The following is an 18,311-nucleotide window of genomic DNA, read 5'->3' as shown; positions in this document are numbered from 1 at the left end:
AAAAATTAATTTTGCGTTAGCGAAAAAAAACGATACCTTCGACTGCTCGCTCTATTACTTGGGTAGCGGCTCACTGTAGTTGATATTTAGATCAAAAGCAGCAATGTTTGTTAAAGCTTGACTCTAAGCTCAAGATTGTCAGTGCTTCGTCGCATCATCCTGATGGTTTGTGGCAGCACACCAACTAGCAAGGCAAATGCCTCATCAGGCAACTCCGCCACCATCTCAGCACCAAAGTAGTTCTCAAATTGGTTCAAAATCATTTGCGCCCGTTGCAACGGCACCGGGTTATCAGTCAATTGCTGAGTTAAGCGAATCCACTGCCGTCGAATCTTATAAGCATTTTGACGTTCTTCCTGCGTCTCTGGATAGACAAGGGAGAGATCACCGACTGCAACCGCACGCTGGCAATCAATATCGAAGAAACTGCCAATCGCTGCTCCCGGTCCGGCAAACTCAGCATGAAACCGCTTGTAAATGATCAAACCGTTACGTCTGCGGCTATTGACCATTAACAATTGACCACTGTTCAGTTGAGTCAGAATATCACGACTGCCAACATACTCCACGAGTTCTGGCTGTCGGTCTAAGATTTCATCTCTCATACTGCTGAAGCCCTGAAAGCACTGGCATCAATGCAGCCAGCAACGGCGCACTCGTAAAAAACGCAGGCATTACCATCATTGACCTTTCTCTTAATTCAATCCTATGCCACAAAGTAATTGCTTGTGGCGTATGCCGGAACCAATGATAGATGCTGAACACGCTCTGGTAGAGATAGGGGTGTTGACCTTAATGGAGCAACCCTTCAACTAATTACCTGGTAACGTGACGTTTTGAGAGTAGAGCAGCTTACGCTTGTTAATTACATTCTATGGCATCCTTCAAGCGCAACACAGCCATAAAAGTGAGGAAACCTTAAAGTAATGTTGTGGCTTTTCCGTTTCTTTTGAAGCAGTGATGAAGCGCCAGTGAGCCTACTCTAAAAAATGCAACAAGACGGGATGAAGCCGATCGCATTTATACTGCTATACCTTTACCAAAACGCCTGCTCTCATTCCTTCCTGCAAACTTTCATTCCGCACTAGCTACCAGTCTCGCCATGTAAAACTGAGGGAACTTCGCTCTCCAAGCAGAGTCAATTGAAACAAGCAGCCGTGTCTGAGCTAATGTGAGTTTTGGTCTAGATTAAACCCCCTATCTAATTGAGCCGACCATTTACCTCAGCGTTGAGGCGGCTGTCATGAATGCTGATGTGAAAGCAATTCGTCGTCGTCACGATACGCGAGCGATGATGGTAATAGGGTCGCATGAGCGATCGCAGATTGAAAGTGCTGCATCAGGTCACACACAACATCCATTACGAAAAGGGGAAGAGGATATGGCACGTCGCTTGCAATGGAGTGTTTGGCTAGTCTCACTGGCAGTTTTGAGTGCATTACCAGCCTTTGGACAAGCCAATTTTGGCAGTCTCACCTTGAGCGCTGAGAAGCAGTCAGGGTCATTAACGGGTACTACGGGAGGAACGACTTCGCTGCCTGCAATTATTAGCAATCGCGATCGCAACAACAACAGATGCCGTGGCTTTGGCGACCCAACCCCAGACCACATTCTGACTCTGCAACAAAACGTCTCCAGTTTGAGGTTGCGTGTCAATAGTGGCGGCAGCGACACTACGCTGGTCGTTCAGGGTCCGCAGGGGAGCGTGCGTTGCAGTGATGATTCCAAAGCTGGGAAGGATGCCAGCCTTGCGGATACTGACTGGCAGGCGGGCACGTACAAAGTTTGGATTGGCTCTGGGACACCAGGCGTACGACGAGACTATACGTTGTATGTACGGCAGTAGTGGGGTTTGAGCAGTCGAAGCTTAGACGTTTTTCAAGTTTCAAGTAAAGCTTGATTTCTTCAAACAGCACCAGCCAAAAGCGTCAAGCTTCAATTGCCTCATCGTTTGCTAACGTTTCTACTACGACTCGTGCCAACTTTGCGGCTGCGCCTCCTTGACCACGAACATGACGGAGGTTAGTTTGCATCTCCTTCAGCTTTTCTGGGTGATCAAGCAAGTCCAGGACGATCGCGGTAATTGCGTCTGTTTGTAAGTCGCCAGCCAGTTCTGGCACAATTTCGGCGTTTGCCCAAATGTTAGGCCATGCCAACCGCCCTAACCGTCTTAACGCCAGACGCGTCATCATGGCAGCAACTCGTCCCCCTATGCCCGGTAAGTTTGCTAGTAGACCCGGTATCCCGTCCCAGGTGCGAATGCGATCAATCTGCTGAAGTGGTATCAGCACCAGCATTGGCACTGCCAACGCGCCTAATTCAGCGGTGTTTGCGCCGACCGTTGTCAGGCACAGGCTACATTGCGAAAGCAACTTATAAGCGGGAGCTTCTGTCCATAGCTCGACCCGCAGCCCAGCAGCAGTTTTGAGAAACGGACGCTCGTCAGGAAGTGTCGGCAACACTAACTCAGCCGCAGCCCAGCCCAGTTCATTGATCGCAGCATTCTCCTTAGAGTTAGCATACATTGCGAGAGTGGTTAGCGTCAGGCTGGGCGCAACGGGAATCACAAACCGCGTACCTGGTCGAACGGCAGCAACCTGTTCTGCAACCGCCAGACAAAGCGGTACTCCCAGCGCAAGCTTTGTCGGTTTGGAGCCAGGAAGAAGACCTATCAAGGCGGAGGGATGAGGGATGTAGTTTGCTTCCGCTTGGCAGTGGGGTGAGGCAGTCTCTTCGCTCTTCGCCCCCACTTCCTCTGCCTCCCTACCTTCTCCTGCTCTGTTCTCCCCGTCCTCTGATCGCCCCGCTTCTGCCATCAAATCACCGACCACAGTGAATTTATGGGCGTACTTCTGCGGTACGCGGCTGCGAATGTCTTCGCGCATGACACCGAAACGATCGATCCAGCGATACCAGCGGGCTTCCCACTCAGCATAAATAACGCTACGGTAGCCCAGCCGTCTGCTAATGACAACGGGAAAAAACTGGTCGCCGCCAAGAAAGAGGACAACACCGTGCGAGCGCCAGTCCCAAGCTTCAGCCGTTTTGCCCCACAGCAGAAAAGGAAAGAAATGCTCTGCCTCCTGCACCCGATCGACTTCGGGATAGCGACGGGCGATCGCGGCTTCTTGCCCACTGGCATTCGCGCAGGGCGAGAGGACAACCGAAAGCCGGACCTGGCCGCGATCGTCACCTAATTGCTGGCGTAATGCCTGCACTATCGGCTTGACCCAGGTTGCTAACTCTCCCGGTCCATTCGACAAGATCAAAATATCAATAGGATGACGCACTGTTTTAGCCTTTCTCCGTCCTAGCTAGAATAGCGTTTTAGGCTTCTGGTTTGACCTATGGCGATTAAAGCCAGTACAGGGTTGTGAAATAACTGATATAAACAGACGGAACCACCTGGTCAAAATTGGGCGATCGCTGGCAGGTAATGAGACGATATAGTGAGCGTAGTTACTTGATAAGCTAAAGGCATCTAGCTAAAACCTGATCAATCGGTGCGTTGAAACAACCCTGGTCAGCCTGAAGCAATGTACTATCAGTGTTAAGACCTCCAATTGCTGGGGACTGTTCTCCGCATCAACGAGTAGAGTTAACCTCGATGAGCAACCCTACTTCCGTCCTGGAAGATCTGCTGCAAGCCCTACCTGACCTCAGACCCCAGCTTTACTTCAAGTCATCCCTGACCGCCCTTTCTCATGCAATGGAAGATCAGGTGCTGGCGGGTGTTGATTGTTCACTGGTGATTGCTAGCTTCCAGCGCGAACGCTTTTACCGCCAAGAGGCGCACCGCTACTTACGCATTTCAGAGCGGGCAGAGCAGGTCTATGTGCTGGCAGCACCCGAAACTGATTTTACCAGCCGTTCCGACCAGTACGAAACGATCGCCTTTGTCCCTACGGATGCCCTGGCGCAAGAATGGCATCTGGTTGTCGTTGGTCCTCGCTATGCTGCCTGTCTGATTTGTCGCGAAAAGCAGGTTCCTGTTGCCACTGCTGATGCAACGATGCCGGTTGCCACTGATCAAGCGAGACGGTTTGAAGGCATCTGGACGTTCGATCGCCAGACCGTTTGTATCGCCGCAAATTTATTACTTGATCGGATATTGCCCTATCGCCCAGAACTAGGGGCAAAGCTTGCCCAGGCGAAGGCACAGCTCCAGATTGAACAACAGACTGGTTCTAACGATGCCGATCCGGAACCGTTTGCTGAGCGTCTGGTCACGTACCTGCAAGCCGGACAGTACAAGCTGCTGAAGGCTTATCGCTCGATCGCTGCCAAAGAACGTAAAGAGCGTCTGGTTAATTCCATCACTACTGCCATCCGACGATCGCTCGATCCCGAAGAAATTTTCACCGTCGCTGTGCGAGAACTAGGGCAGGCTTTGCGAATCTGTCGCTGCCTCATCTACCGCTGCAAAGAGACTGATACTCATGTTGTGATCCAGCACGAGTACTTAGGTGCAGCGTCTGGTTCACTTTTGGGTCAACGCTGGGCTTTGCAAGATAATCCTTTGTTTCAAGAAGTCGTACAGCGAAAGGAGCGAGTGTACGTTGCCGATGCTCAGGCAAATCCCTGGGTGTTAGAAGATGAGCGTGTTGTACTGCCAACTCGATCGATCGCTACAGGCTCTCAGTCTGAATCAGTCGTGCAGCGCTGGACAATTGAATCCTGGTTGATGGTGCCTGTAATGCATCAAAATCGACTGCTGGGCATGGTTGAACTGCATACCTGTGGTGGCACACTCCATGAATGGACAGACGCAGAACTGGGGTTAGTAGACGCGATCGCGGCTCAAATTGGCGTTGCCCTCATTCAGGCAGAAGCGTATGCGAACCTGGAAGACCTGAACCAACAGCTTGAAGCACTCGACCTAACCCGTAGCAACCTTATCGCCATTACTGGGCACGAACTTCGTACCCCCCTATCCACTATTCAGATTTGCCTGGAGAGCCTCTCTACCGAACCTGATATGCCTCCAGAGCTGCGTCAGGTGATGCTTCAGTCTGCTCTAACTGATACAGAACGGATGCGAAAGCTAGTGCAAGACTTTCTTACCTTGTCGCAGCTTGAAAGCGGGCGCGTGCAGTGGCATCTCGAAGCCCTACCGCTACAAGAATGTGTAGACCTTGCCCTCAGCAGCATCCGCACTCGTCAACGCCAAAGCGATCTGCCTGAAATTACTGCGCAAGTGCCACCTGACCTTCCGCTTTTGAAAACTGATGGCGAATGGCTGGTCGAAGTTTTCTCCAAACTGCTAGACAACGCCTGTAAATTCACAGGGCCGCAGGGGCGCATCATGATTCAAGCCCATGCCAATGGCAGGCAAATGCTCGAAGTGACGGTCGCTGATACCGGACGTGGCATCGAACCCAACCGCCTCGAAACTGTGTTCGATCGCTTCTATCAAGAAGAAGGTGCTTTACGCCGCACGACAGGCGGCACTGGCTTGGGGCTTGCCATCTGTCGGCAAATCATAACGGGGCTTGGTGGACGTATCTGGGCGGAATCCGCAGGCAAAGACCGGGGCAGCCAGTTTCATTTCACCCTTCCGATCGCCCGTAGCGAACCAGGCGAAAAGCGCACCCAAACTAAAACGGGGAGAAGCAAAATCTCCCGTGTGAGAAGCAACTGACAGAATGAGGCTGACGATTCCTTGCTTCAGTGAGACCTCAACTCCTCTCCAAATGCTAACAACTGTTACAGTTACCGCCAGACGTTTCAGAGCGTGACAAACTCAGTGATACGATTTTGTAAAATATCGAGAGAGACATCCAAATGGCAGAAACTCTTTCTGGACAAGCCCCTATCTTTGGCGGTAGCACAGGCGGACTGTTAACAAAAGCCCTTGTTGAAGAAAAATACGCGATTACCTGGACAAGCCCTAAAGAGCAAGTCTTTGAAATGCCAACGGGCGGCGCAGCCGTGATGAAGCAAGGTGAAAACCTGCTTTATATGGCTCGCAAAGAGCAGTGCATGGCTCTTGGCGGTCAGCAACTGCGTGCAAAGTTTAAGATCTCAGACTACAAAATTTATCGGGTTTACCCTAATGGTGACCTTGAGTATTTGCATCCCAAAGATGGTGTTTTCCCAGAGAAGGTTAACGCTGGTCGCCCACAGGTTAACAGCAATGCACGCAACATTGGTAGCAATCCTGAACCTGCCAAGCTGAAGTTTAGCGGCACACCAACCTACGAAGCTTAGTGTGTTGCACTTAGTTTCTTAACCAGTTTAATTAACTAAATTATTCCGCGATCGCCTCAGACCTTAACCTCTGAGGCGATTTTTTCATGACTATTCTTTCCTGCTGCCCTTGTCAGATGCAGACTGTTGGGTGGGCATAACTAAACAATCGTCTCTTTGCAATGAATTCTGGGTGCATGACTTATAGTTTGAAGGTCGCAGATATGCCTGCGAGCGAGCGTCCACGCGAACGTCTGGTTGCGTACGGAGCAAAACATCTAGCTACGGCTGAACTGTTGGCTATTCTTCTTGCTACGGGGCAGGGACCCGGCAAACTCTCTGCAGTTGGCTTAGGACAATACATCCTGCAATTAGTTGGCAAGCATCAGCACGACCCACTCTCGGCTTTACGAGAGGTCAGCATTCCAGAATTAACTGTCATCTCAGGCGTTGGTGAAGCTAAGGCAGCAACCATCCTGGCGGCGATCGAGTTGGGCAAGCGTGTGTTTCAATCACGTCCCGCCGAATACACGATCGTCGATGATCCTTCCATTGCCGCTGCTGCCCTAAGCCAAGATCTCATGTGGCAGCCCCAAGAACGCTTTGCCATCTTAATGCTGGATGTCAAACATCGCTTGCTGGGAACGCAGGTCATCACGATCGGCACTGCCACAGAAACCCTTGCCCACCCGCGCGACATTTTTCGCGCTGTGCTCAAACAGGGCGCAACACGAGTCATCGTGGCGCATAATCATCCCTCTGGTAACGTGGAACCCAGCAACGAAGATATTATCCTCACACGCCAATTGCTTTCGGGTGCCGATTTTCTAGGTATTCCTTTGCTCGATCACCTTATCTTAGGCAACGGCAATTTCTTGAGCCTGCGTCAGACTACTAGCCTCTGGAACGAGTGTCCTCAAGATGAGTAAGATTTGTTGTAGCCCTACACAGCCTATGATAGATTGAGAATCCTTGGGCGATTAGCACAGTGGTAGCGCACTTCCTTCACACGGAAGGGGTCACTGGTTCGAATCCAGTATCGCCCATACATATACATTCTTCTCCATGCCCCTACACGATGATCGCGGTGAGGCGTATGACAACGATCATCGTAGGTTTGCTTCAAGGGCGATCGCGTGAAACATCAGTATGGGCGATGCAGTATGATCCACGCGCACAGACGACCTTAAAGGGTAAGATCGTTGCTATATAAGATTGGTTTCATGAAAATACTGCCACCATACTTTCATCGCTTTCAACAGCCATCCTTTTATCTGTTGCTGTTGCTGCTTGGCAGTAGCGCCGGCTGTAATGTTCTTCGTAGTGAGATTGGCGAAATTGGCGGATCGCTTCCACAAGAATCGGCTGCGCCATTGCAAAGCCCCATCGCTGTTTCCCCCTTGCCACCGCCCAAGCTAACAAGCCTGGATTATGTGGCGCAAATCGTGCAGAGGGTTGGACCGGCTGTTGTACGCATTGATTCGACTCGCACGGTGGGGCAATCGTTTGGTGATACTGGCTTTGAGCGGTTTTTTGGCGCTCAGGTGCCACCCGCGCAACGGGTGCAGCGAGGTACTGGTTCTGGCTTTATCACAACGGCTGATGGGCGCGTCTTGACTAACGCCCATGTCGTACAGGGTGCTGATAGTGTGACAGTCGTGCTTAAGGATGGACGACGGTTTAAGGGCACTGTGGTTGGTGCTGATCCGACTACTGATGTGGCAGTGATCAAAATTGATGCCCAAAATCTACCGACCGTTAAAATGGGCAATTCCGATAATTTGCTGCCGGGACAAGCTGCGATCGCTATTGGCAATCCGCTTGGTCTAAGTTTCACTGTCACACAAGGCATCATTAGCGCGACGGGGCGATCGGCGGCTGATGTGGGTGTATCAGCCGAGCGAGTAGACTTCATTCAGACCGATGCCGCTATCAATCCAGGTAATTCAGGTGGACCGCTGATTAATGGCGAAGGCGAAGTGATTGGCATTAACTCTGCCATTATCCAGGGCGCGGCTGGATTGGGGTTTGCGATTCCCATTGCGACTGCTTCGCGGGTTGCCCAGCAAATTGTGACTACAGGTAAGGCAGAGCATCCTTACCTGGGTGTCAAGATGGCAGAGCTGACCCCTGAAATTCGTAACGAGATTAATCAGAGCAATGCAGGCTTCAAGATTAATCAGGATCAGGGTGTGTTGATTATTGGTGTAGCCTCCAATTCTCCCGCAGCGCGTGGAGGTATACGCCCTGGTGATGTTGTTGCCAGTATCAACGGCACACCCATTCAAACGGCGCAGCAAGTGCAGCAACAGGTAGAAGCAGCCACGATCGGCGGTACACTTCAAATCACCGTTAACCGTAATGGACAAACGCAAACAGTGGCGGTAAAACCAGAACCGCTCCCTGTCAGAGAGCCTAGTCAACGTAGTTAGTGGTTAGCATTTAGCCCAATTGGATGGTGAGGCATGAAGGGAGAGGGGTAGAGTGCTTGGTGTGCCCCTGCTCCTGGTTTCTAAAGGCTCACCTGACTGTTTGTTTCGTCTTAAGCCTCTTCTACCGTCTCAACGTTATGCAGTCTGAAGTTTTGCCCGGTCGTAGTTTTCCCATTGGTGCGACTGTCTATCCAAATGGCGTGAATTTTTCGATTTTTTCTAAAAGTGCCAAGGCGTTGGAATTGCTGTTGTTCGATCGCGCTGGCGATCCCCTGCCTGCCCGCGTAATTACACTCGATCGCAAGCAAAATAAAACCTTTTACTATTGGCACGTTTTTGTTTCAGGGATTGGTGCTGGGCAAATTTACGCCTACCGTGCCGACGGTCCGTTTGCTCCAGAACTGGGACATCGGTTTGATTTCAACAAAGTCTTGTTAGACCCGTACGCTAAAGCTGTCGTTGGTTGGGAGCATTACAGCCGTGAAGCCGCGATGCATCCTGGCGACAACTGCGCCCAGGCATTACGAGGCGTAGTGGTTGATCCCAGTGCCTACGATTGGGAAGGCGACGCGCCACTGAGTATTCCTCACGAAGACAGTGTGATTTACGAAATGCACGTGGGCGGGTTTACGCGCAACCCTAACTCAGGCGTGGCACCAGAAAAGCGCGGCACGTATGCTGGGCTGATTGAGAAAATTCCCTATCTGAAGCAACTAGGGGTAACGGCAGTGGAATTGCTGCCTGTGCATCAGTTTGACGAACAAGATGTGCAACCTGGCTTGACGAACTATTGGGGCTACAGCACGATCGCCTTCTTTGCCCCACACACGGGCTATAGCTCTCGACGCGACCCAATGGGACCTGTAGACGAGTTCCGAGACATGGTGAAAGCACTGCACCGAGAAGGGATTGAGGTCATTCTTGACGTAGTGTTTAACCACACCGCAGAAGGTAATGAGGATGGACCCACACTCTCCTTTAAAGGCTTGGAAAACTCGGCGTACTACATTCTGGAACCAGACCAGGAATACTACAGCAACTACAGCGGCTGCGGCAATACGCTGAAGGCAAACCACGATATCGTTGGACGGATGATCTTGGAAAGCCTTCTATACTGGGTAGCAGAAATGCACATTGATGGCTTTCGCTTTGATCTGGCATCCGTGCTGTCGCGCAGTCGATCAGGTCAACCCCTCGAAGATCCGCCGATTCTGTGGACAATCGAATCGCATCCCATTCTGGCAGGCACCAAAATTATTGCCGAAGCGTGGGATGCCGCAGGACTGTATCAAGTGGGGTCGTTTATTGGCGATCGCTTTGCCGAATGGAATGGACCCTTTCGCGATGATGTGCGGCGCTTTATCAAAGGTGACAGCAATATGGTCTCCACGTTGGCAGACCGACTGCTGGGCAGCCCCGATATCTATCCCCATCCCGATCGTGAACCGAGCCGCAGCATTAACTTTGTCACCTGTCATGATGGCTTTACACTAAATGACCTGGTGTCGTACAACGAAAAGCACAACGCTGCCAATAAGGAAGACAGTCGTGATGGCTCGAATGATAACCATAGCTGGAACTGTGGTGTTGAAGGTCCAACAGATGATCCAGCGATCGACGCACTGCGCCTGAAGCAAATCAAAAACTGCCTTACCATTCTCTTCTTTTCGCAGGGTACGCCGATGCTCTGGATGGGCGACGAGGTACGGCGATCGCAGCAGGGTAACAACAATGCTTACTGCCAAGATAATGAACTGAGCTGGTTTGACTGGAGCAGCGTTAAACGAGAAGCAGGGCTATTGCGCTTTGTGCAAACGCTGATTCGTTTCACGCAATCGCTCGAAAGTTTTCGGCACGAGCGGCTGTTAGAAGTTTCCTACGCTAGCCAAAAACCACACGTTGTCTGGCATAGCACTGAGCTTGGTCAACCGAACTGGAGCGAACATTCCCACTGTCTTGCCTTCACCTTGCGCCACCCAGAAGCGGCGGAGCACTTTCATGTCATGCTGAACGCCTATTGGGACACGCTTACGTTTGAGTTGCCGCCATTAGGTAAAGGCGAACGGTGGTACAGAATTATTGACACAGCGCTGCCGTCACCCAAAGACATTACAGAACCAACAACCGCTCCACAAGTCCGGCGGAAAAAGTATGCTGTTGAGGCGCGATCGTCCGTCGTGCTCATGGCGCGCATCGGCTAACGTCTTAGTCTATGCCGTCTGCCAGATTTTTGTAGAGTTCCCCTGGCTACGTTCAAAAGGGGCTGGCTTGATGGCATATTAAAGCATTAGGAATTTATTGTAATGTGCTGCTCATGGGTCGTCATCCCTTGCTTGAAGACCGTAACCTGCGATCGAAGGATAATCTAGACCCTTCTTTCCATGGAGAAACGTTGCTACATCGCTTGTTTTTTCTCTTGCAGGGGCAATCGGGGATGAAAGCATCCATCTTGACGCTGGCACTGCTTCTGGTTACTGGTTGCGGCACACTCTTGCCCTCACGCTCAGCCCCGTCAACCCAAACCTCTAAACAACAAGTTGCACCTCTAAACACGTCACCCTCGGCTCGGTCATCGCCCCCGGTGCAGCGTTACAACTCCGATCGCCAAAACCAGATTGCGACTCAGGGCTACAACGATGGCTACGAAGACGGAGCAGGCGGTTTTCCAGCTAGCCCCAACGTCGGTGTTGCAAATCAGAACCTTACCGATCCCACTGAACAGAAAATTTATACAGACGCTTATAACCGTGGCTATGCTGATGGCAAAGGACAGCAATCGTCACCCTCACCTACTACCACTGTTTCCCCTTCCCCTACCAGCACTGTTTTACCTCAACGAAGAGCCGAACTACAGCGACAGGGCTATCAAGATGGCAGAAACGATGCTGAGTCTGGTTTTGCTGCCAATCCTGGTAGTGGGATTACTGCTCTAGGGTTAACCAATCCTACTGAGAGACAGATTTACACCACTGCCTACAACTCTGGCTATCAACGACAGCCATCTCCTTCCCCCTCCCCATCGCCAACAGTTTCTCCAGGTTTGCTGGCTCAACTACGACAAGACGGCTATAACGACGGTTATGCAGATGCTCGGTTAAACGCTTCCCAGGATGCTAACAGAGGCATTAACCTTCGGGGTCTGGTAACGGCGGCAGAACAACGAGCTTATGCCAATGGCTACAATAGCGGTTACCAACAGTACCTTGCTCAACAAGGTGGCGGTGGCATCCCTGGTGGTTGGTAAGGGGCAGGGTACTCTAAGGTGCATTCGTTGAGCGCATGGGTGAAGGGATGTGAACACTTTGGGAACCCGTTAGACGATCACAGAGTTCTTTCTAGTCCATGTGCTTCAACTTCTAGAAAAATTTAGTAGACCTTAAGGAGATTGCTGAGAAAGAATGTACCGCTTGTAGGGGGCGGGTTTTGTCGGAATCTTTGCTAATAGCTGATCACGCTGGCATCAAACCTACCCCCACGGGTATTTTGTTTGCTAGAAATTTCCTAAGGATCGTGGATTTAATCAATCCGCAAACTGTACGGGCGGGTTTAGCAGACCAAACTGCATCCTGCAATAATTTGACAGCAAAACCCACCCCTACCAAAGACCGAACTTATTTAATCCTAAGACAAGCTGATTTAACTTGTTAGCTGCAAACCTTTGGTGTGCAAGGTCTGTTCAATCTGCTGCATTTCTTGCAGCGTTTCTCCAGCAACAATGCCATAGATTTCGGTATAGATTTTGCCGTATTTCACTTTTTCTAACGCCGAGAGGATCAACAAGTCTTTGCGCTCCAGGTGTGTTTTGAGGGCAGCAAGAATAGAATCAAGGGTTCCATTCATGCGGTAATCGCTGGAGTATTTTGCGATCGCCTTATTTTGCTTCAATAGTTGGTGGCGCTGTAGGCAAAGGGGCGTTGAACCATTAATACGAAAATTGGCATCGATCGCGTAAAATTGCCTGTTTTTATCTTCCAGCACATCGAAACCAATGACACCGAAATAGCCTTGTTGATGCGCGTATTGACCAACCGCTGCAATCATTTCCGAGAACGGGCTTAAATCGTCCGTGTAATCAATTAACCCACCTAGATAGCTGCCAGCAGAGCTAACAAGCTGCTGAGTCACGCCAATGAGAGTAATATCTCCTTGTTTGTTGACATAAAACTGGACACAGTAATTGTGGATTTCATCTTTGACAAACTCTGAAACAATTATGGTTTTCAGCAGGTTGATCTTAAGATATTTATTCAGTTCTTCCTGACAGTAGTTGAGATCGCTTTGATTGCGAATAATATAGGTGCCTTCGCCAGAGAGACCGTGCGATGTTTTGATTAAGTAAGGAAACTGTTGGGGAAGCTGAATCTGATCGAGTTTAACCTGATCCAGTTGATACGTTTTGTAGTTAGGACAAGACACCCCCAATTCGGCAAGCGTTGCTTTACTCAGTAAGCGGTAATGCACATCTGGATGTACTGCATGCTTTTCGGGCAGTAAGTGATCGAAGGGAAAAAGAGTAACAACTTGCTCAACGCGATCACTCTTGTTCAAGTCATCCAGATAGGTGGCACAATCCATTCTTTCTAAATGGGTATCGTGACCAAAGTGTTCGCGCCAGTATTGTAGCAAAAGGTTTGGCGGCTGAGTAATGACTACTCCTGCCAACGTATTACCCAACACCGCCAGGTTTTTCCAGGGTTCTTTCTGGCAGATCTTATCGAAAGACACTTTTGTTGCTTCGCCGCTGCCGTCTTGCAGAAAGTATTGTTGGGTATTGGGGTAGGCTGCCCAACTAGCAGTTGCAGGATAATTCAAAAGCAGCGCACAGCGTTGATCGCCAATATCCTGCGCGAATAAATCTGAAAGCGAATTGCCCTGAAAGAATTGAAAGTTGCGTTGCGGAATCATGAGAAATTCTAGTTAAGGAGCGAGCCTTAAATGACCCGTAATACCAATCCAAACAATGCTAGCTAACAAATTCCCCTAGTTAATCCCCCTCTAGTCCCCTTAATCAAGTGGAAATTAAGTGGAAGCTAATTAGGAGGATCTTGCTTGGTAGCTTATGAAAAGGGAGTCGGTCTAAACCTCTTAATCTATAGGGGCGAGAGCCTCTAGCATGGCTATGCTTAGGAGATTTCTAGCAAACAAAATACCCGTAGGGGCAGATTTGATACCAAAGTGCTCGACTGGTAGCAAAGATTCTGGCAAAACCTGCCCCCTACAAGCAGTACATTCCTTCTCGGAAATCTCCTTAGACAAAGCAGTGCCCCCACCAAAAATAAATGGATTGAAGCCGTACCTACATATTTACAGGTGCTTCATCCTCCTTAGAGATAAAGACCGCAGGCTGTTGCAACTCGTCATGCATGTAAGCAACTGCCATGTCTTGAGAGTTGTATGCCCAGCCGATGCGCCCATTTTGATCGAGCAAAATACAGCCCGCCTCTCCAGAAACTCGCTGCTTTAGTACTTCAATTGCCTTCTCAGCAGCTTGTTCAGGATGAACCGCAAGAACACCGTCCATACTGGCAGCGTCACCCGATAAAAAGTCAACCGCTGTCTTTGCCAGCACTACTGGGATAATCGATTCGCCGTCGCCTGTGGTGGAGCAAGCCCCCCGGTGATCGGCATACAAGCCACTGCCAACTAATGCTGTATCACCCACTCGACCTTGAGGTTGACCCGTTGTGCCTCCTGTTGAGGTGCCAGCAACCAGAATGCCATTGACATCCAATGCCACGCAGCCAACTGTATTGGGACGATCGATCACCTCTACCTCTTCTTCCCACTCTTGTCGTTGTTCCTGGCTGACGAGGTCTTCTTTAGGGCACAACTCCAGTCCATGTTCACGGGCAAAGCGTTCTCCACTACGTGCGACTAGTAGCCGTGGTTTCTCTTCCATCACCTTGCGAGCAGCAGAGATTGGATGACGCAGTCCCTGCACCGCTGCCACGGCTCCCCATCGCAATGTTTTGCTTTCCATCATTGCGGCATCAACCTCAACCTCACCTTCACTGTTAAGAGTCGAGCCGAACCCTGCATTAAAGGTTTGGTCAGATTCAAGCACACGAATGGCAGCTTCAACTGCAGCTCTAGCATCGCCTCCCTGTTCCAGAATTTGCCAGCCGGCTTGAACAGCAGCTAAGCACCCCTCTTTATTGGGTTGCTCCTTATCTGGGGAGACAGTTTTTGCTCCGCCATGTACAACAATTGCGATAGTCATAATCTCTTACCAATGGATAACTTGTTAAACGAAATTTTGGAAATTTTGTGATGTTGTCATTAACGCGATCGCGCTCTATAACACAGCGCTCAAAAGCTCTTTTGCTGCACCCGTCCAAGGTGATATTGAAAATGGAGCTTAATCTAGAAGATTGGTTTCAGGGTTATTAAGCAAGACTATCGAAGCAGTACCGTAGCTGGACAGAACCCTTTTCTGTCAACTGCTGATCGCCTAAAAAGGCTCCTACTTCACCAGACGTTTAATCAGGAATTAAAAGCCTAAGCAAAAGTCATAAATCACTGGCTTTTCACACATTGCAAGGCTTTTAAGCTTGGACTTGAGAGGCTGGAGCCGCTTGTTCAGAAAATGTTTTGAACTCGATCGCATCGTGGCTACAAAAGAGGCGTACATTGCTAGCGCGATCGCACGCCAGTTCATACAGCCGGTCTTGATTATGGAGCCGTGCTTGACGGTCTACTTCCATAACTCGCTGATAGGCAAGTAATCCTGGCGTGCAGTGGCGGTTAGTAGCATCCATTTCATGTCGATAAAAGTAGGCATCACCCGCGTTGAGCAGCCATCCATCGGGAGTGTTGATCGCTACGCCTGCATGACCACGGGTGTGACCAGTCAGGGGAATCAGCAGAATTTCTGGCGGTAACCCATCCAGGTCACGGACTGCCTCAAAGCCAAACCAAGGTTCGCCTCCGGCAGCATAGTAACGCCACTGTTTGACTTCATCCCACAGCTTGGGACGATAGCGCCGACGGTTGATAAACCCGTGTCGCTCGCGGGCAGCATCACGTTCAGCCTGCATCACATGCACTGTTGCATTAGGGAAATCTTCTAGACCACCTGCATGGTCAAAATCAAGATGCGTCAACACAATATGGCGAACATCGCTGGCAGCAAAGCCGAGGCTTTTAACCTGCTCAATCGCGGTGTTTTTGTAATTGAACTGAACATTGTTGACGTGAACAAAAAATGGGCTGAGCCGTGCATAAGGCGCTTGAACATCTTGCTGCCCAAAGCCCGTATCGACCAGAACAAGCCCTTGCTCGGTTTCAATGAGCAGGCAGTGGCAGACAAGCTGTGCTGTTAAACCACGGCTAAAACCATCCCACAATGCTCCGCCAAGGGGACACATACAGCCACAATTGAGATGATGGATATGCATAACGTTTCACCGTTGCTAGAGTTGGTGGCACTCTTCCAGGTAACGCTCGATCGCCTGACTGAGATCAGGCAATAAGATGCCGCGTTCGCTTCCCAGCACGCTGTAAGCTGGGCGAGGTGCAGCAAGAGCAAGGGTTTTGGTAGAGCAAGATTGAACTGAGGAGACATCGAGTCCGGCAAGCTGTGCCGTCCACCGGGCTAACTCTGACCAGGCAATTGCCCCAGGATTTGCCAGATGCCATAGACCGCACTCACCATCAATCAATAAATCGAGGCTGGCATTAACCAGATCGGGCACATACGTTGGTGACACGATTGCATCTTCTGCTGCCATAAACACATTGCCTGCCCTTAGGGTGCGAAGGGCGATCGTGAGAAAATTATGCTCATCCCAAGGACCAAAAAAGGCGCTTGTGCGAATGACTAACGCACAGGGATGGTGATGCAACACCCACCGTTCTGCCGCTGCTTTGCTATGACCATACACATTCAGCGGTGAGACTCCATCACTTTCTAAATATGGTTGCTTATGAGCGCCATCAAAGACTAAATCAGACGAAAAGTTGATTAAGCCAAGACTGCGTTGGGCACAGGCATCCGCCAGAATGGCGGCTCCGTCAGCATTGATGCGGCGGCAAAGATAAGGTTCTCGCTCGGCATCATCTACCCGTACATAGCCAGAGGCATTGACGACTGCCCAGGGCTGCAACTCATCCAACACACTTGTAACGGTAGCTGGCTTCGTGATATCCATCTCCTGACGCGACAGGAGGTAGTAGGGAATCCCACGGATCTCGCAGATGCGAGCAAAGGCTTGACCCAAAGTGCCCGTTGCACCTGTAATCACTAGGGGCGGAGTGGATGCGATCGTGGTCTTTGCACCTTTTGTGCGCCGCATCATGGGGGTAGCAAGCGTCTCTACCGGAGCAGTATCAGCCCAGCCCCCCAGGCTCTTGGCATAACTTACAGGTGGGTAAAGGAGCCGTTGCGATCGCTGCCACCACCCGGGCAGATCAAGCAATGGATGGGTGTATTCCTGCCCTTGAGCAAGAGATTTCAGCATCGTGGCAATGGCAGTGGAACGCGGCACGGGAGACCGCACATCAAACACACCCGGCTCATAGAAATCGTCGGCGCGAGTCACCAAACTATTCCAGTCATACGTCCCCAGCAGCGACCAAACCGTTACGGCTCGCATCGCTACACCCTCAGCTTGCAAGCCTTGAGCGACCTGCCAAATCTCTTTGAGCCAGCGCAACTGTTCTTCACGGGTGCAACCTAGATGTGCTTCCGTGATAGCAAGAGGGCGCTGGTAACGTTCCCATGCTTCCTTTAGCAGTATGGCATGGTCATAGATGCCATCGGCACAGACCCAGACTGCTTCCACATCAGCATACTGGTGTTTCCCATTGCCACCACGTGTGCGCTCAGGATAGCGATCAATCCGCTCATCAATAAATCGATCGCCACAAACATAGCGATTAATACCAACAATGTCTGGTGGGCAGGGATTGGCTTGGAACCATAGCAACTCGGCTTCCTCAGCCCCTGACTGACGCAGATAGCTCCATAAAGGGTGCGAGGGATTGACATGACCACACAGTAAATCGAGTGAAAGCCAATGGCGATCGTTCTCAAATTCTGCCTGGTATGCCAGCAACGGTGTACTAAAGGTTTTACCCAAATCCTCTGTCTGCACCAGTTGAGCCTGAGGATTAATTTGCCGAATGGCTTGCATTGATAGCACTGTCGCACGGCACTGATTAAGCAGCGTACGCACGAACGTGGCATCATCTTGACCATGCGGATACCAGTGACCATACAGCCCGCTAAACCGTGCCGTCGTCAAAGGTTCGTTAACCGGGGTATAGTGGCTAACCCAGGGATAACGTTGAGCGACTGCACCTGCATATTCAGCGAGCTTTTCTGGGAAAGCAGGATCAATCAAACTCGTGTGACGAGGACCGCTGCCGTGATGCACTAAACCGACGATCGGGCGAAGTCCGAGCGTATCTAGATAACTCAGGCGTTCATCTGCCCAACTCCAATCTGCCTGCGCTAGCCCATTGGGGGCAATACGCTCCCACAAAATGGGATAGCGGATCGTTGTTATACCCAGAGCTGAAAATTGATCGAGGTCTTCAATCCGAGTATTATGTCCGTTGCGATCGAGTTGGTCAAAGTACTGCTCACCAACGCGATTCACAGTACATTCAATGCCGCCCCACAGTTCCAGCGGCGGCACTTGTTTTGAACTCATAGCGTCCTCATATCCTTGTTAAAAACTGATCAAT

13 protein-coding genes and 1 tRNA gene are annotated in these 18,311 nt (G+C 50.6%); 8 read left to right on the top strand and 6 right to left on the bottom strand.

Going from position 1 to position 18,311, the window contains the following annotated elements; genetic code table 11:
* Nucleotides 1-110 precede the first annotated feature (110 nt).
* The gene (locus H6F76_RS19125) at nucleotides 111-605 is read right to left on the bottom strand and encodes a hypothetical protein (protein ID WP_190448303.1); all 495 of its coding nucleotides are present in this window, start codon (nucleotides 603-605) and stop codon (nucleotides 111-113) included.
* Nucleotides 606-1,243: 638 nt separating this feature from the next.
* Between H6F76_RS19125 and H6F76_RS19120 the strand changes: the two genes are divergently transcribed.
* Nucleotides 1,244-1,846, top strand: a complete 603-nt coding sequence (locus H6F76_RS19120) for a hypothetical protein (RefSeq protein WP_199322215.1) — start codon at nucleotides 1,244-1,246, stop codon at nucleotides 1,844-1,846.
* Nucleotides 1,847-1,928: 82 nt separating this feature from the next.
* Here the strand turns inward: H6F76_RS19120 and H6F76_RS19115 are convergent, their stop codons facing one another.
* The gene (locus tag H6F76_RS19115) at nucleotides 1,929-3,290 is read right to left on the bottom strand and encodes a lipid-A-disaccharide synthase (protein WP_190510690.1); all 1,362 of its coding nucleotides are present in this window, start codon (nucleotides 3,288-3,290) and stop codon (nucleotides 1,929-1,931) included.
* Nucleotides 3,291-3,607: 317 nt separating this feature from the next.
* On the opposite strand from H6F76_RS19115, the gene H6F76_RS19110 reads away from it, so the two are divergent.
* The 7 genes from H6F76_RS19110 (at nucleotide 3,608) to H6F76_RS19080 (ending at nucleotide 11,865) form a co-directional block, all read left to right on the top strand.
* The gene (locus tag H6F76_RS19110) at nucleotides 3,608-5,641 is read left to right on the top strand and encodes a DICT sensory domain-containing protein (RefSeq protein ID WP_190510688.1); all 2,034 of its coding nucleotides are present in this window, start codon (nucleotides 3,608-3,610) and stop codon (nucleotides 5,639-5,641) included.
* Nucleotides 5,642-5,784: 143 nt separating this feature from the next.
* The gene (locus H6F76_RS19105) at nucleotides 5,785-6,210 is read left to right on the top strand and encodes a photosystem I reaction center subunit II PsaD (protein ID WP_190510686.1); all 426 of its coding nucleotides are present in this window, start codon (nucleotides 5,785-5,787) and stop codon (nucleotides 6,208-6,210) included.
* Between the two features lie 176 nt (nucleotides 6,211-6,386).
* Nucleotides 6,387-7,118 (top strand): DNA repair protein RadC, encoded by a 732-nt coding sequence (gene radC, locus H6F76_RS19100; RefSeq protein WP_190510684.1) that lies wholly within the window; start codon nucleotides 6,387-6,389, stop codon nucleotides 7,116-7,118.
* Nucleotides 7,119-7,163: 45 nt separating this feature from the next.
* Nucleotides 7,164-7,235: transfer RNA gene (locus H6F76_RS19095), tRNA-Val, on the top strand.
* 177 nt (nucleotides 7,236-7,412) lie between these two features.
* On the top strand, nucleotides 7,413-8,621 hold the full coding sequence (locus tag H6F76_RS19090; protein WP_190448309.1) for an HhoA/HhoB/HtrA family serine endopeptidase: 1,209 nt from the start codon (nucleotides 7,413-7,415) through the stop codon (nucleotides 8,619-8,621).
* A 137-nt stretch (nucleotides 8,622-8,758) separates the two neighbouring features.
* Nucleotides 8,759-10,822, top strand: a complete 2,064-nt coding sequence (glgX, locus tag H6F76_RS19085) for a glycogen debranching protein GlgX (protein ID WP_190510682.1) — start codon at nucleotides 8,759-8,761, stop codon at nucleotides 10,820-10,822.
* 113 nt (nucleotides 10,823-10,935) lie between these two features.
* The gene (locus H6F76_RS19080; RefSeq protein ID WP_190510680.1) at nucleotides 10,936-11,865 is read left to right on the top strand and encodes a hypothetical protein; all 930 of its coding nucleotides are present in this window, start codon (nucleotides 10,936-10,938) and stop codon (nucleotides 11,863-11,865) included.
* Between the two features lie 392 nt (nucleotides 11,866-12,257).
* Here H6F76_RS19080 and H6F76_RS19075 read toward each other — a convergent pair whose 3' ends face one another.
* From H6F76_RS19075 to H6F76_RS19060, 4 genes are all read right to left on the bottom strand, one after another.
* Nucleotides 12,258-13,526, bottom strand: a complete 1,269-nt coding sequence (locus tag H6F76_RS19075; RefSeq protein ID WP_190510678.1) for an ATP-grasp domain-containing protein — start codon at nucleotides 13,524-13,526, stop codon at nucleotides 12,258-12,260.
* A 391-nt stretch (nucleotides 13,527-13,917) separates the two neighbouring features.
* Nucleotides 13,918-14,841, bottom strand: a complete 924-nt coding sequence (locus H6F76_RS19070; protein WP_190510676.1) for an isoaspartyl peptidase/L-asparaginase family protein — start codon at nucleotides 14,839-14,841, stop codon at nucleotides 13,918-13,920.
* 325 nt (nucleotides 14,842-15,166) lie between these two features.
* A complete protein-coding gene (locus H6F76_RS19065) occupies nucleotides 15,167-16,018 on the bottom strand; it encodes an MBL fold metallo-hydrolase (RefSeq protein WP_190510674.1) in 852 nt (283 codons plus the stop codon).
* A 15-nt stretch (nucleotides 16,019-16,033) separates the two neighbouring features.
* Nucleotides 16,034-18,277 (bottom strand): family 1 glycosylhydrolase, encoded by a 2,244-nt coding sequence (locus H6F76_RS19060; RefSeq protein ID WP_190510672.1) that lies wholly within the window; start codon nucleotides 18,275-18,277, stop codon nucleotides 16,034-16,036.
* Between the last annotated feature and the right edge of the window lie 34 nt (nucleotides 18,278-18,311).

The organism is Leptolyngbya sp. FACHB-321 (genome assembly GCF_014695975.1).
Lineage (GTDB): Bacteria > Cyanobacteriota > Cyanobacteriia > Leptolyngbyales > Leptolyngbyaceae > Stenomitos.
Note: the sequence above shows the minus strand (reverse complement) of the source record. Positions and strands in the feature narration are given on the sequence as shown.